Source organism: Mesorhizobium sp. M7A.F.Ca.MR.245.00.0.0 (assembly GCF_003997415.1).
Lineage (GTDB): Bacteria > Pseudomonadota > Alphaproteobacteria > Rhizobiales > Rhizobiaceae > Mesorhizobium.
In genome coordinates, this window is sequence record NZ_RZTE01000008.1 from 14,761 (window position 1) to 29,484 (window position 14,724).

Below are 14,724 nucleotides of genomic sequence, written 5' to 3' on the forward strand. Positions count from 1 at the left end.
ATCTCATGACGCACGCCTTTGCCCGAGCATGTCAGGATATCCCCTGGCCAGCACGGGAGCAAAATGATTGCGGCGCGACCGCACCACATCGAGGGTGTGTTCGTTGAAGGTCAGCAAGGTGGCGACGACCTGCTGGTTGCCATAGGTGCGCTGATAGCCCAGCGGGGTCGCCAGGAAATGCAGTTGCAAGGCGCGCAGCACCCACATCGGCTCGAACTCGATGATCACCTTGTCGACGCCGCGCTTCAGCCCCCACTCGACGAAACCGGCAATCAGTTCGGTGCCGACGGTCGAAACGCCACGACGGCCATCACGAAAACCGGGAGCCACCGCGTAGCGGGTCAATTCCCAGATGTTTGGACCCGATGGCGGCGTTCCTTCGGAAAGATCGGTCAAGACCTCGGTCAGCAGATGTGGCCGCGTCGTCGGCAACATCCTCTGATAACCCGCCACTTCACCGCCTCTGATGACGATCTGATGGACCGCCTCGTCGTGGTCGAACTGGTCAAGTTCGAGCCCGTCGGGCCGCCTGAGGTCATCCCACCCCATCTCTTCGACGAATATCTTGTAGCGCAAACGATGGACGGCCTCCCAAAGGTCGGGACGTTCCATCAATTCCTGGGTTGTAAGGGAAAAAAGCATTCCGCCGTCTCCTGCGTTCAGAGGAAGATACGGCCGTGCTTTGATGAGAAAATTGCGTGATCGCGTAGGCAAAAATTCCAGGTCGGCACGGCCGACCTAACTAATGTAGCCGCGCCGTATCGCTTCCGCGACGGCCTGCACCCTGTTGACGGCACCTAGTTTGCTTTTGGCGTTAAGAAGATGTTTCTCCGACGTGTGTTCGGAAATGCCGAGGATTTGCGAAATCTCCCATTCGGACTTGCCGACGGCGGCCCATTGCAGGCATTCGCGCTCGCGCGGCGTCAGCACGATATGATCGATGGTGTTGCTCGCCATGGTGTGGAGTTGCATGGCGCGGCCAACCGCATAGGTCGAGACCAGCGACACCTGGCCAAATTCGGCGGCGGACAATTCCACAGCCTCGCCGCCGAGCGACACCATGACGATCTGGCCGTCAAGCGTGATCAACGGAAAGGCCAATCCATCACGCAGTTTGAAGGCGCCGGCATCGCCCATCACCTCGCCGCTGCTCTTGTCTATGCGGATGCCCTGCGACGCCTCGTGCCACTGGAAGGGCGCCTGCAACTGTTTCATGTGGCTGACGACCGGGTCATGGTCGACATAGTTGCGCGCGACATAGCGCTCCAGCCATTCGCCCGGCCAATCGCAGAGAAGCACATGCTGCTTTTGCTGGCCGGCCGGCGTGCCTGGCTGCGGTACGGTTCCCGCCATCAGCGCGGTGAGGCCGAAATCCGATGTTATGCCCAGCAGCCTTTCACAGACCGCCGCCGCCGTTGCGGCGTGCTGCAGTTGGTCTATGTATTCCAGCGTGCGATCGAACTGACCCATCGCAACATCAACCCCATGTTGCCTCGTGCATTGCGGCCAATGATGCGTGCCTGATTTACACTTCGCCACCGACCACGGATTGCAAATCGCATACTTATTTTGTGGCTTCCCTCACCGAGGCGGCCGAAGCTGATTTGCAAACCGGCTAAATCATATCCTGAAATCGGCGGGTTGAAATCAAAAACCATTGTGCCTGTACCATTTTCGTACCAAAACCGGTGCGAGCACGACTGTGGCGGAGTTTTATCTTGGCGTTCCGGTGGAGGTCCTTCGCCCTTGCGATGCTGATCGGCTTGCTGTCGTTCGCCGACGGCGCGCGCGCCGCGGCGCCTCAGGTTCCGGTGCTGTGGGATGCCAAGGAGCGGCTGCCCAAGCCAGACCTTTCGACGCTGCCCCGGCTGAGGTTCCTGACCACCACGGACTTCCCGCCCTTCAACTTCCTCGACGGTGCGGGAAAGCTGTCCGGCTTCCATATCGATCTGGCACGCGCCATCTGCGCCGAGCTTGGCATTGTTGAAAAATGCCAGATCCAGGCCCTGCCCTGGGCCGAGCTGGAAGGCGCACTGCGGAAAGGCGAAGGCGAGGCGATCATCGCCGGCATCGCCGCAACACCGGAATCGCGCGCGACCTACGCCTTCTCACGCTCCTATCTGCAGTTTCCAGCGCGCTTCATCATGCCGAAAGGCAAGGCGCTGACCGAGCCCATCTTTGACAAATTGCACGGCAAGCGTGTCGGCGTAATATCAGGCTCGGCGCATGAACGCATGCTGCGCGACTATTTCAACACGGTTCAGGTCGTCCCTTTCGACAGGCCGGAGGACCTCTATGCCGATCTCAAGGCCGGCAAGGTCGACGCCGCCTTCGGCGACGGCATGCGCCTGGCCTTCTGGCTGGGCGGCTCGGACGCGGCGGGCTGCTGCCGCTTTGCCGGCGGGCCCTATCTGGCGCCTGAATATCTGGGATCGGGCATGGCCATCGCCACCAAAGCGGACAATCCGGCGCTGGCCGCCGCGATCGATTACGCGCTGCAGGAGATTTCGATGAAAGGCACGTTCGCCGAATTTTATCTGCGCTATTTCCCGGTCAGCTTTTTCTGATCCGGTTCCGGTCGGCTTTGCCGGCCTGACCTGAACCTCAACAGCGCCCGGCCAAGAACTCAGGTCAGCGTGCGCAGCCGCGCCTTGGCCGCGCGGCCGATGGCAGCAACCGTCAGCGTGTCGAGATCGAGCTGACGCCGGATCAGCTGCAGCACCCGCACCTCTTCCATGCGCATTTCGAGGTCGACGGCGGCAACCTCGAAGGCGGCGGCATAGGCGGTGTCGCGCAGCCGCTCAGGCAAGACCTCGGCGACTTCAGCCAGCACGCCTTCCAGCCCATCCTTTTCGTGCAGGCGCTTCTGGCAGTCCTGGGCAACGCCGACCAGCCTGTCGTGGTTGAAGTCCTCGAACACCGGCCAGGAGCGGACGACCTCGCCGATCCGCGCCAGTTCGACATCGGTCATGTCGCGGTCCGAGGCCGAGGTGATGACCATCAGATAGATCAGGGCTTCATGAGGTGTCGGCAATTTTTTCTCCTTGAACCGGGCCTCGAAGTTAGGAACGCCCATTCTGCACCGCAAGGAAAAAGCGCCGCACGCGTTGACGCTCCGGCGCTGCACGCCTAGAGACCGGTTGAAAACCTTGCCGCGGCCCGCCTTCGGGCCGGCAAATGATTTGGAAACTGTGACATGGCGGGATCAAACATCATCGATCTCAACCCCGAACTGTTGGCGGCCGCGACCGAAAGCAAGGCGTGGCCCTTCGAAGAGGCCAAAAAGATCATCGAGCGCTACAAAGGCGCCGACTTCCCGCAAACAATCCTGTTCGAGACCGGCTACGGGCCGTCCGGCCTGCCGCATATCGGCACGTTCGGCGAGGTGGCGCGCACGTCGATGGTGCGCCATGCTTTCCGCGTCCTGACGCAGGACAAGGTCGCGACCAAGCTGCTGTGCTTTTCCGACGATATGGACGGCATGCGCAAGATACCTGACAGCGTGCCGGACCGCGCCGCACTCGAGCCGCATCTGCACAAGCCGCTGTCGTCGGTCCCCAACCCCTTCGGCGGCGACTATGCCAGCTTCGCCGACCACAACAACGCGATGCTTTGCCGCTTCCTCGATACGTTCGGCTTCGACTACGAGTTCGCCAGCGCGACGCAATACTACAAGTCGGGCCGTTTCGACGCGATGCTCAAGCGCGCCGCCGAACGCTATGAGCAGATCATGGCGGTGATGCTGCCGACGCTCGGGCCCGAGCGGCAGGCGACCTACAGCCCGTTCCTGCCGATCTCGCCGAAGAGCGGCCGCGTGCTTTACGTGCCGATGAAGCATGTCGACGCCAAGGCCGGCACCATCACCTTCGACGACGAGGGCACCGAGACCACGCTTTCGATCACCGGCGGCCGCGTGAAGCTGCAGTGGAAGCCGGATTTCGGCATGCGCTGGGCAGCGCTTGGCGTCGATTTCGAAATGTTCGGCAAGGACCACCAGACCAATGCGGTGGTCTACGACCGCATCTGCAACATTCTGGGCGGACGGGCGCCGGAGCATTTCGTCTACGAACTGTTCCTCGATGAGAACGGCCAGAAGATTTCGAAGTCGAAAGGCAACGGGCTGACCATCGACGAGTGGCTGACCTATGCGCCGACCGAAAGCCTGGGGCTCTACATGTACCAGCGGCCGCGGCAGGCCAAGAAGCTGTATTTCGACGTCATCCCGCGGGCCGTGGACGAATACTATACGTTCCTCGCCGCCTATCCCCGGCAGGACTGGAAGGAACGGCTGGGCAACCCGGTCTGGCATATGCATGACGGCAACCCGCCCGCGATCGACATGCCGGTGCCGTTCTCGCTGCTGCTCAATCTGGTCAGCGCCTCCAACGCGCAGAACAAGGATGTGCTGTGGGGGTTCATTTCACGTCATACGCAAGGCGTGACGCCAACGACGCATCCCGAGCTCGACCGGCTGGTCGGCCATGCGATCCGCTATTTCGACGATTTCGTGAAGCCGACGAAAACGTTCCGGCCCGCCGACGAGGTCGAGCGCGAGGCGCTGGCAGCCCTCGACGAAGCGCTTGGGGCGCTGCCGGCCGACGCCAACGGCGAAGCGATCCAGAACGCCTCGCTCAACGTCGCGCGCAGGATCGAGCGCTATCAGGATCATTCCAAGCAGAGCCCGGAAGGCGGCCCCGGCGTATCGGGCGCCTTCTTCCAGATGATCTATCAGGTGCTGATCGGCCAGGAGCGCGGCCCCCGCTTCGGCTCGTTCGCAGCGCTCTACGGCGTTGCCGAGACACGTGCGCTCATTGAGCGGGCGCTGGCTGGTCAGCTGGCTTGAGCACGCCGTCGACCTCTTCCAGGATCGAACCCGGCGCCTGAGGGGCCGGGCGTGGCGCGGCCGGCATCGCCGGCATGCCGGACAGATCGGGCGCCGATCCGAAAATGCCCTTCTTCGCCGTGCGTGCCTTGTCGCCGGCCTCGATATAGGGGCCGCCCCTGGCGGCGCGCGCCCAGCCGTTGTCGACCAGCCATTGGCCGACATCCTGCTTGCCGATCCGGCATTCGGCGGCGATCAGGTCGCGGCCGCCCTCGGGCGGCACCGTGCAGACCACCGCGCGACCGCGCAGGAAGGCGCGGAACGCCGTCCGCGCACGGACGCCGCATGGCCAGGTTTTGCCGTCCTCGCTGCAGGTCTCGTCCTGCCTGACGATGTCGATGCCGGAAACCGCGACCGAGTAGCCCTTAGCCTCGATCAGTCCGGCGGCCGGCGCAACCGGCTGGAACAGCTTTGTGCCGTTCCAGTCGTCGGGCATTTTCGGCTTGGGCGGCACGGCCAGCGCGAGCTTGCTCAACGGCTCGCGCGGCTCGACCCGTTCAAGCCCCTCGGCGGGCAGTTCCGGCGGCGCGACGATTTCGGGATCGATCGCCCTCGAATGCGGCGCCGGCTTTGGCGGCTGCGGGGCTGCTATGGCCGATGTGGCCGGCTCCTGCGGCACCGTCCCGGCAGCCTGCTGCGCCATCGTATCGGCGCCCGGATCAAGCTGGTCCACCGTGATGACGCTTTCACTCCCTTTCAACGTGCGACCGCCAGTGACGACCATGGCCGCCATCACAGGGACCATCAGAACCGCCAGCGCATGATGGAGAAGCCGCACCAGCCGGACCTATTGGCTTGCCCAGACAATCCGCGCCACCCACTCGACATCGCGCATGGGAATGTCGCGGTCGGGATGATCGGGATTGAGCGAGACCAGCGCAATCGACTTGACGGTCTGGCGCTCGAGCACCTTGGCCATCACCTCGCCTGATGTGGTCTTGACGACGACGCGATCGCCCTTGCGGGTGACGGCGCCCGGTTCGACGATGAGGACGTCGCCATTGCGGTAGAGCGGCAGCATGGAATCGCCTTGCACCTGCAGCGCGTAGGAACTCTCGGTTGATTGCGCCGGCAGTTCGATCAGATCCCAACCCTGCCCGACTGGAAAGCCGGCATCGTCGAAGAAGCCGCCGGCGCCGGCTTGGGCAAAGCCGAGCAACGGCACGGAGCTTCTGCGGGCGACCGAAGCGGCATGGCTGGTCGAAGCACCATTGCTGATCCCGGGCCGGCCTTCGATCAGACCGGTGAATTCGTCGAGTGAGGCGCCCGTCGCCTCGATGATCTTGGCCAGCGATTCGGTCGAGGGCCAGCGTGGTCGGCCATCCGACGACAAACGCTTCGACTTGTTGAAGGCAGTGGAATCGAGCCCCGCACGCTTGGCCAAACCCGAGGCCGAAAGCGAATAACGCTTGGCAAGAGCATCGATGGCAGCCCAGACTCGGTCGTGCGAGAGCATGCTCGCTCTCCTTCGGTGCAGGAAAAAATACCTTTCCCTTCTAGTCTTGGAATGTCGTTTTGTCCACCGGTCGTGGAGTGGTTGCAAACGTTTCCGTCGATCGCGGAAAGTCCGACTACCGGGATCGATCGACGCCCTTGGCCAAGCTGCGCAGCCCCTGGTGCGATGTCATGAAAATCCGCTCCGTTTGCGTCGGTGGCCGCGGGTTCACGGCACGACCAAGTGCCGCAACGACCTCGTCAATCTCAAGAAAGTTGCGAGCCTTGCGATCGTATACGCCGGCTGTCGTCAGGATCAACGCGGCCGTCTCGCCATTGTCGAGGACGAAGCGGTGCTTGCCTACAACCTGGGTGCCTTCCCAGGTCTCGATCGAGGACACCACTTCGAAGCGGCGCCACAGCCTGATCTCGCGTGCATAGACCGCTTGCAGTCCGCCCATCATCGGCGCCCAGCCATTCTTCCTTGCCAGCGTGATGAGGCCTGCACGAACAAACAGGTCGATGCGGCCGAGATCGGCCAGCATCATGTAGCGCGCATTGTTGAGATGGATGTTGAAATCGATGTCGGTCGGTAGGCAGCGGAAAGCCAGCCGGCCTTCGCCGCCCATCACATAGGGGCCACGGCTGTGTGCCGTGGCCATCATGCGCACCATGCGCGCCCAGACATACATTACAGCGCCCCAAGTCCTCTTGGACGCGCAAAGGTCGCTGCAAGACGCTTGATTTTGCCCATGCGTCAGGCTGCCTGCTTCACGTCGCCTTTCGCATAGGGATCGAAGCGCTGGTAGAAGGTCTCGCCTTTCTCGGCCATGTCGAGCAGCAGCTTGGGTGCCTTGAACTCGGCGCCGTATTTCTTCTGCAGGTTCTTGGCGATCTTGACGAACGCCTTGGCGCCGATGCCGTCGATGTAGGACAGCGCACCGCCGGTGTAGGGTGCGAAGCCGAAAGCGAGGATCGAGCCGACATCGGCCTCGCGCGGGTCGGTGACGATGCCTTCTTCCATCACCCGCGCCGCTTCCAGCGCGATGGTGACCAGCAGCCGCTGCTGCAGTTCCCCATAATCGACCTTCTCGGGTGCAAGCTGCGGATAGAGCTCCCTAAGGCCCGGCCACAGCTTCTTCTTGGCGGGCTTTGCCGGGTAATCGTAAAAACCCTTGCCGTTCTTGCGGCCGAAGCGGCCGTGATCGTCGACCATGGCGTTGATCAGCGCCATCTGCTTGGGATCGACCGCCTTGTCGCCCAGATCCCTGATGGTCTGCTTCATGATCTTCTGGGCAAGGTCGATGGCCGTCTCGTCGGTCAGCGCCAGGGGGCCGACCGGCATGCCGGCCGCCTTCGCTGCATTCTCGATCATCGGCGCGGGAACGCCCTCGATCAGCATCTTGTAGGCTTCCGACATGTAGCGCAGCACGCAGCGATTGACGTAGAAGCCGCGCGTGTCGTTGACGACGATCGGCGTCTTCTTGATGGCGCGAACGAAGTCGATGGCGGTGGCCAGCGCCTTGTCTCCGGTCTTCTTGCCCAAAATGATCTCGACCAGCATCATCTTGTCGACCGGCGAGAAGAAATGGATGCCGATGAAATTCTTCGGCCGCGCAGAATTCTTCGCCAGGCCGGTGATCGGAATGGTCGAGGTGTTCGACGCGAAGATCGCCGATGGCTTCAGCACGGCTTCCGCCTGTTCGGTGGCGCTCTTCTTCACGCTCGAATCCTCGAAAACGGCCTCGACCACCAGATCGCAGCCGGCAAGGTCGGCATAGTCCGCCGTCGGCGTGATCAGCGACAGCAGTTTGTCCTTGTCCTCCGGCTTGGCGCGGCCCTTCTTGACCTGATCCGAGATCAGGCTGTCGGAATGCGCCTTGCCCTTGGTCGCCGACTCCAGATCACGGTCGAGCAGCACCACCGGGATGCCGGCCTTGGCGGTGACATAGGCGATGCCGGCGCCCATGAAGCCGGCGCCGAGAATGCCGACCTTCTTGAACTTGGTTTCGGGCACGCCGGCCGGGCGGCGGGCGCCCTTGTTCAGTTCCTGCAGCGACACGAACAACGAGCGGATCATCGCCGCCGCTTCCTTGGTCTGCATGATCTCGGTGAAATAGCGCTGCTCGATGCGCAAACCGGTGTCGAACGGCACCAGCAGGCCTTCATAGACGCATTTGAGGATCGCGGCGGCGGCCGGATAGTTGCCGTAAGTCTCGCGACGCAGGATGGCGATGGCCGGCGGCCACAGATTGAAGCCGGCGGGCGAATAGATCTGGCCGCCGGGCAGCTTGAAACCTTTCTCGTCCCATGGCGCCACCGGCTTCAGGCCATTCCTGATCATCGCCTTGGCGGTCTCGACGAGCCTGGCCGGCTCGGCGATCTCATGGATCAGGCCCATAGACTTGGCCTTCTGCGGCGACAGTGTCTGGCCCGAGGTCAGCATCTGCAGCGCTTGCTGCTGATCGGTCAGCCGCGGCACGCGCTGGGTGCCGCCTGCGCCCGGGAAGATGCCGATCTTCACCTCGGGAAGCGCCATCTTCACCTTGTCGATGTCGGCGGCGACACGGCCGTGGCAGGCGAGCGACAATTCGAAGGCGCCGCCCATGCAGGTGCCGTTGATCGCCGACACCCACGGCTTTCCGCAAGTTTCCAGCTTGCGGAACAGGCCGGTCATCATGCCGGCATTGTCGAACAGCGCCTTGGTCGCCCTTTCGGCGTCCTTGCCTTTTTCCGCGGCGAAGGTCGTCAGCATCTTCTGCAGCAGGGTGATGTCGGCACCGCCGGAGAAGGTGTCCTTGCCGGAGGTGATCACTGCGCCCTTGATGGCGGCGTCACCAGCCACCTTGTCGACAATGGCGTTCAATTCCCGCATCGCCTCTTCGGTGAAAACGTTCATCGAGCGGCCAGGCATGTCCCAGGTGACCAGCGCAATGCCGTCGGCGTCGATGTCGAGGGTGAAATTGGTGTAGCTCATCGTTTCTCTCCCCGTCAGACGCGTTCGATGATGGTTGCGGTTCCCATGCCGGCGCCGATGCACAGCGTCACCAGAGCGGTGTTGAGATCGCGGCGCTCGAGTTCGTCCAGCACGGTGCCGAAGATCATCGCGCCGGTGGCGCCGAGCGGATGCCCCATGGCGATCGCACCGCCATTGACGTTGATCTTGTCGTGATCGATGTCGAAGGCCTGCATGTAGCGCAGCACCACCGAAGCGAAGGCTTCGTTGAGCTCGAACAGGTCGATGTCCGAGAGCTTCATCTTGGCGCGCTTCAACAGCTTCTCGGTGACGTCGACCGGGCCGGTCAGCATCAGCACCGGCTCGGAGCCGATGTTGGCGAAGGTGCGAATTCGCGCGCGCGGCTTCAGCCCCATCGCCTTGCCCGCCTTCTTCGAACCGAGCAGCACGGCGGCGGCGCCGTCGACGATGCCGGACGAATTGCCGGCATGATGGACGTGATTGACCTCTTCCACCTCAGGGTGCTTCTGCACTGCGACGGCATCGAAGCCGCCCATTTCGCCTGGCATGACGAAGGACGGGTTGAGCGAGGCCAGCGACTGCATGTCGGTCGATGGGCGCATATGTTCGTCATGGTCGAGGATGGTCAGGCCGTTCTGGTCTTTGATCGGGATGACGGAGTTCTTGAACCGGCCATCGGCCCAGGATTTGGCGGCGCGCTTCTGGCTCTCGACCGCATAGGCGTCGACGTCGTCTCTGCTGAAGCCGTATTTGGTGGCGATCAGGTCGGCCGAGATGCCTTGCGGCACGAACCAGCCGGGCAGGCCTACGGACGGATCCATGAACCAGGCACCGCCGGAGGCGCCCATGCCGACACGCGACATCGATTCGACGCCGCCGGCAATGACGATCTCATCGGCGCCCTGGGCGATCTTGGCGGCGCCGAAATTGATGGCGTCGAGCCCGGAAGCGCAGAAGCGTGAGATCTGCATGCCGGGCGCCTTGGTGTCGTAGCCGGCCTCGAAGGCGGCGGCGCGCGGAATGACCGAACCGGCTTCGCCGACCGGATCGACGCAGCCGAAGATGATGTCATCGACAGTGCCGGTGTCGAGCCCATTGCGATCGCGCAGCGCCTCAAGCGTCTTGGCGGCAAGCCGCACCGCCGGCACCTCGTGCAGCGATCCGTCCTTCTTGCCCTTGCCGCGCGGTGTGCGCACGGCGTCATAGACATAAGCTTCAGCCATTTGCTTGCTCCTTGGGTTTGCCTGATGTCGCTCTCAGAGAGAGCGGCCGATCAGCAATTTCATGATCTCGTTGGTGCCGCCGTAGATGCGCTGGACGCGGGCGTCGCGGAACATGCGGGCGATCGGGTATTCATTCATGTAGCCATAGCCGCCATGCAGTTGAAGGCATTCGTCGACGACTTTTCCCTGCAGGTCGCTGAGCCAGTACTTGGCCATCGACGCGGTCACAGGATCGAGGCCGCCGGCGATGTGGCGGGTGACGCAATCATTGTAGAAGACGCGGCCGACGGTGGCCTCGGTCTTGAGTTCGGCCAGCTTGAACTGGGTGTTCTGGAAATCGATGATCGCCTTGCCGAACGCCTTGCGTTCCTTGACATAATCAATGGTCAGCGCCAGCGCCCGCTCGATCATGGCAATGGCGCCGGTGCCGATCTGCAGCCGCTCCTGCGGCAATTGCTGCATCAGTTGGACGAAGCCCTGCCCTTCCTCATGGCCGAGCAGGTTGGAGGTCGGCACGCGCATATCGTTGAAGAACAGCTCCGACGTGTCGTTGGCCTTGAGCCCGATCTTGTCGAGGTTACGGCCGCGCTGAAAACCTTCGACCTCGTCGGTCTCGACGACGATCAGCGAGGTGCCCTTGGCGCCCTTCTCCGGATCGGTCTTGGTGACGACGATGATGAAGTTCGCAAGCTGGCCGTTGGTGATGAAGGTCTTGGAACCATTGATCTTGTATTGGTTACCATCCTTCTGCGCCCGCGTCTTGACGCCCTGCAGGTCGGACCCGGCGCCAGGCTCGGTCATGGCGATGGCGCCGATCAGCTCGCCGGTCGCCAGCTTCGGTAGCCATTTCTTCTTCTGCTCCTCGGAGCCATAGTGGAGGATGTAAGGGGCGACGATCGAATTGTGCAGGCCGATGCCGAAACCGTCGACGCCGACATGGCCGATGGCCTCGATGATGGCGCTCTCATGCGCGAAGGTGCCGCCGGAGCCGCCATATTCCTCCGGCATAGAGGCGCAGAGCAGGCCGGCGGAGCCTGCCTTCAGCCAGCTCTCGCGATCGACCATCTCGTTCTTCTCGAACTCGTCGTAGCGCGGCGCGATCTCCTCCGACATGAAGCGATGCGCCATGTCGTAGAGCATGCCGACCTCGTCCGCCGCCCAAGCGGGCTTCGGAAGGCCAAGGATTTCAGCTGGGTTGGTCATGCTGGTATGATACTCCTCCCGACATGCATCATCGAAACTGAGGCCGGCGCACTGCCGCAGCGACCCCTCCCGACCCTTCGGGCCACCCTCCCCTCAAGGGGGGAGGAGGACGCCGATCATCTTTAGAACGCTTCCGCCGGCAGTGCCATCAATGTGTCGGCGCCGCTCGAAATGCGGGCGAGATGCGCCGACGTCTCCGGCATGATCCGCTCCATGAAGAAGCGCCCCGTCACGACCTTGTTGTCGTAAAAAGATTGCGCGCCATTGGCGTCCGTCTTGCCAAGTGCCACCTTGGCCATCTGCGCCCACATATAGCCCAGAGCGACCAGGCCGAAGAGATGCATGTAGTCGGTCGAGGCGGCACCGGCATTGTCGGGCTTGGCCATGCCGTTCTGCACCAGCCACATGGTCGCCGCCTGCAAATCGTTGAGACCCTTCTTCAGCGCCTTGGTGAATGGCGCCATCTTCTCGTCGGAGCGGTTCTCCTCGCAGAACTCACCGACTTCCTTGAAGAAGGCCTGCACGGCGCGGCCGCCATTCAGGCCGAGTTTGCGGCCGACGAGGTCGAGCGCCTGGATGCCGTTGGCGCCTTCATAGATCATGGCGATGCGGGCATCGCGCACGAACTGGCTCATGCCATGCTCTTCGATATAGCCGTGACCGCCGAACACCTGCTGCGCCATGACGGCGTGGTCGAAGCCCTTGTCCGTGAGAACGCCCTTGACCACCGGCGTCATCAGGCCGGTGTAGTCGTCGGCGGCCTGGCGGTCCTTGTCGTCGCCGGAACGGTGGGCAATATCGGACTTGATCGCCGTCCACAGCGCCAGCGCGCGGCCGGCCTCGTTGAAGGCTTTCATGGTCATCAGGCTGCGGCGGATGTCGGGATGGACGATGATCGGGTCGGCCTTCTTGTCCGGCGCCTTCGGCCCCGACAATGAGCGGCCCTGCAAACGGTCCTTGGCGTAGGACACGGCGTTCTGGTAAGCGATCTCCGACAGCGAAAGCCCCTGCAGGCCCACACCAAGGCGCGCCTCGTTCATCATCGTGAACATCGCCTTCAGGCCGCCATTGGCCTCGCCGAGCAGCGTGCCCTCAGCCTCGTCATAGTTCATGACGCAGGTCGAATTGCCATGGATGCCCATCTTCTCCTCGATCGAGCCGCAGGAGACGGTGTTCCTGGTGCCCGGATTGCCCGATGCGTCGAGCTTGAGCTTCGGCACGATGAACAGAGAGATGCCCTTGACGCCTTCCGGCGCACCCTCGATGCGGGCCAGTACCAGATGGACGATGTTGTCCGACATGTCGTGTTCGCCGGCCGAGATGAAGATCTTCTGGCCTGAAATTTTATAGGTGCCATCGCCGTTCGGCACCGCCTTGGTCCGCAACAGGCCCAGATCCGTGCCGCAATGCGGCTCGGTCAGGTTCATGGTGCCGGTCCAGGCACCCTCGATCATCCTCGGCAACCATGTTGACTTCTGCTCGTCGGTGCCGTGGGTGATGATCGCGGCGATCGCGCCTTGCGTCAGGCCCGGATACATCATCAAGGACATATTGGCCGAGACCATATATTCGGCGACGGCGGTATGCACGGCATAGGGCAGGCCCTGGCCGCCGAACTCGACTGGTGCGGCCAACCCCATCCAGCCGCCTTCGCGATACTGGTCGAACGCCTCCTTGAAGCCTTTCGGCGTGGTCACCGAGCCATCGTCGTGACGCACACAGCCTTCCATGTCGCCGACACGGTTCAGCGGATGCATGACGTTTTCGGCGAGCTTGGCGCCTTCGGCCAGGATCGCCTCGAGCACATCGGGCGTGGCGTCGGCAAATCCGGGAAGGTTCGAATAACGCTGATAACCCAGAACCTCGTTGAGCACGAACAGCGTATCCTGGACCGGAGCCCTGTATGTCGGCATGTTTTTTCTCCACCCTGCAAACCCGGTCCGAACGCCCCGAAGACAAGCCAGGGGCGGCATGCGGACCCATATTTGGGAGCGGGATAGCAAAAATTGACGTTTGCGTAAACGTCAATTTTTTCGATGCGACAAGATTCCCCGCCCGCTGGAGCTATGAGCGTAGAGGCGCGACGTTGCGCAAGCCAGCGCCGAAAGGCCATGAGAGTGGGCCAGGACAACGAAAAGCCGCGTGGCAGGCCACGCGGCTCGACAGAACTCAGACAATCAGCAGACGACTTGGTCTGCCGCAAATCCGAACGGATTTGTTTTAGCTGGCGGCGCTCGCCTGCGGCGCCGAACGCTCGCTCAGCATCTGGCGCACCGCCGACATCGAGCCGCTCAGCTCGCTGATGGCGTCGTCGATCAGCGCCCTTTGCTTCTGCAGGCGGGCAAGCTGCTTTTCTGACTTGTCCAGCGCGAGCTTGAGCTGCTTGGTGTTTGAACCGGTCGGATCGTAGAGATCCATCATCTGCTTGACGTCACGCAGCGAGAACCCGACCTTGCGGCCAAGCAGGATCAGCTTGAGGCGGGCCTTGTCGCGACGCGTGTAGAGACGGGTCGACCCGTCACGCTGCGGGTTGAGCAGGCCTTTGTCTTCGTAGAAACGCAGCGTGCGCAGCGTCACTCCATATTTCTTCGCCATCTCGCCGATGCGGACGAGGTCCTCGCCGGCTTCGGCAGATATATTGGTATTGGCCGCGGTCTCGCCGGCCGAGATAAGCTTCATGGTCACTGGCTTTCCCCGTCTGGTGGCGTCGCGGTCTCGGACCGTGCGTCGCCTGACTGGAAGCGGGGGCCTGCTTCCAGTCGTGGTTTCAACAAACAAATCGCAAAACATGCGCTCAATGCGCCTTTTACGTTTACGTCAATTCTATACCGATTGCCGCATGATGACGCAAGGGCGTTCTGCGCGCCGCCCTTTATGCCGCACCGTCAGGCCGGCAGCCGGCATCCTTTCAATTTCTTAAGTTTGGTTAACGCGTTGTTTACCACGTTGGGGGAAATGTGGGCGCGTCGGCTACCCGTGTTTATCCTGTATCGAATTTTTCACGG

At 62.4% G+C, this 14,724-nt stretch carries 13 protein-coding genes; 2 read left to right on the forward strand and 11 right to left on the reverse strand.

Annotation, left to right across the window (positions count from 1 at the left end):
• Nucleotides 1-3: 3 nt before the first annotated feature.
• Nucleotides 4-642, reverse strand: coding sequence for an acyl-homoserine-lactone synthase (locus tag EOB80_RS11455; RefSeq protein WP_013533650.1), 639 nt, complete (start codon nucleotides 640-642; stop codon nucleotides 4-6).
• A gap of 96 nt (nucleotides 643-738) precedes the next feature.
• Nucleotides 739-1,470, reverse strand: a complete 732-nt coding sequence (locus tag EOB80_RS11460) for a LuxR family transcriptional regulator (RefSeq protein ID WP_127267150.1) — start codon at nucleotides 1,468-1,470, stop codon at nucleotides 739-741.
• Between the two features lie 248 nt (nucleotides 1,471-1,718).
• Here EOB80_RS11460 and EOB80_RS11465 point away from each other — a divergent pair, with 248 nt between their 5' ends.
• A complete protein-coding gene (locus EOB80_RS11465; protein ID WP_127267151.1) occupies nucleotides 1,719-2,567 on the forward strand; it encodes a transporter substrate-binding domain-containing protein in 849 nt (282 codons plus the stop codon).
• 59 nt (nucleotides 2,568-2,626) lie between these two features.
• On the opposite strand, the gene EOB80_RS11470 is transcribed toward EOB80_RS11465, so the two are convergent.
• Nucleotides 2,627-3,034 (reverse strand): tellurite resistance TerB family protein, encoded by a 408-nt coding sequence (locus EOB80_RS11470; RefSeq protein ID WP_013533653.1) that lies wholly within the window; start codon nucleotides 3,032-3,034, stop codon nucleotides 2,627-2,629.
• Between the two features lie 162 nt (nucleotides 3,035-3,196).
• Between EOB80_RS11470 and EOB80_RS11475 the strand changes: the two genes are divergently transcribed.
• The gene (locus EOB80_RS11475) at nucleotides 3,197-4,843 is read left to right on the forward strand and encodes a lysine--tRNA ligase (protein WP_127327674.1); all 1,647 of its coding nucleotides are present in this window, start codon (nucleotides 3,197-3,199) and stop codon (nucleotides 4,841-4,843) included.
• Here EOB80_RS11475 and EOB80_RS11480 read toward each other — a convergent pair.
• The 8 genes from EOB80_RS11480 to EOB80_RS11515 all read right to left on the reverse strand — a co-directional run bounded on the left by EOB80_RS11480 (nucleotide 4,809) and on the right by EOB80_RS11515 (nucleotide 14,398).
• Nucleotides 4,809-5,660 (reverse strand): thermonuclease family protein, encoded by an 852-nt coding sequence (locus EOB80_RS11480; protein WP_348629514.1) that lies wholly within the window; start codon nucleotides 5,658-5,660, stop codon nucleotides 4,809-4,811. The genes EOB80_RS11475 and EOB80_RS11480 overlap by 35 nt on opposite strands.
• A gap of 9 nt (nucleotides 5,661-5,669) precedes the next feature.
• Nucleotides 5,670-6,338, reverse strand: coding sequence for a helix-turn-helix transcriptional regulator (locus tag EOB80_RS11485; protein WP_127268614.1), 669 nt, complete (start codon nucleotides 6,336-6,338; stop codon nucleotides 5,670-5,672).
• Between the two features lie 115 nt (nucleotides 6,339-6,453).
• The gene (locus EOB80_RS11490) at nucleotides 6,454-7,008 is read right to left on the reverse strand and encodes a thioesterase family protein (protein ID WP_127327675.1); all 555 of its coding nucleotides are present in this window, start codon (nucleotides 7,006-7,008) and stop codon (nucleotides 6,454-6,456) included.
• 65 nt (nucleotides 7,009-7,073) lie between these two features.
• On the reverse strand, nucleotides 7,074-9,293 hold the full coding sequence (locus EOB80_RS11495; RefSeq protein WP_127327676.1) for a 3-hydroxyacyl-CoA dehydrogenase NAD-binding domain-containing protein: 2,220 nt from the start codon (nucleotides 9,291-9,293) through the stop codon (nucleotides 7,074-7,076).
• 14 nt (nucleotides 9,294-9,307) lie between these two features.
• A complete protein-coding gene (locus EOB80_RS11500; RefSeq protein WP_127322644.1) occupies nucleotides 9,308-10,516 on the reverse strand; it encodes an acetyl-CoA C-acetyltransferase in 1,209 nt (402 codons plus the stop codon).
• Nucleotides 10,517-10,549: 33 nt separating this feature from the next.
• A complete protein-coding gene (locus EOB80_RS11505; RefSeq protein ID WP_127270389.1) occupies nucleotides 10,550-11,719 on the reverse strand; it encodes an acyl-CoA dehydrogenase family protein in 1,170 nt (389 codons plus the stop codon).
• A gap of 122 nt (nucleotides 11,720-11,841) precedes the next feature.
• Complete coding sequence (locus EOB80_RS11510) at nucleotides 11,842-13,632, reverse strand: acyl-CoA dehydrogenase (RefSeq protein ID WP_127327677.1); 1,791 nt, start codon at nucleotides 13,630-13,632, stop codon at nucleotides 11,842-11,844.
• Between the two features lie 307 nt (nucleotides 13,633-13,939).
• On the reverse strand, nucleotides 13,940-14,398 hold the full coding sequence (locus tag EOB80_RS11515) for a MerR family DNA-binding transcriptional regulator (RefSeq protein ID WP_127327783.1): 459 nt from the start codon (nucleotides 14,396-14,398) through the stop codon (nucleotides 13,940-13,942).
• Nucleotides 14,399-14,724: the final 326 nt, after the last annotated feature.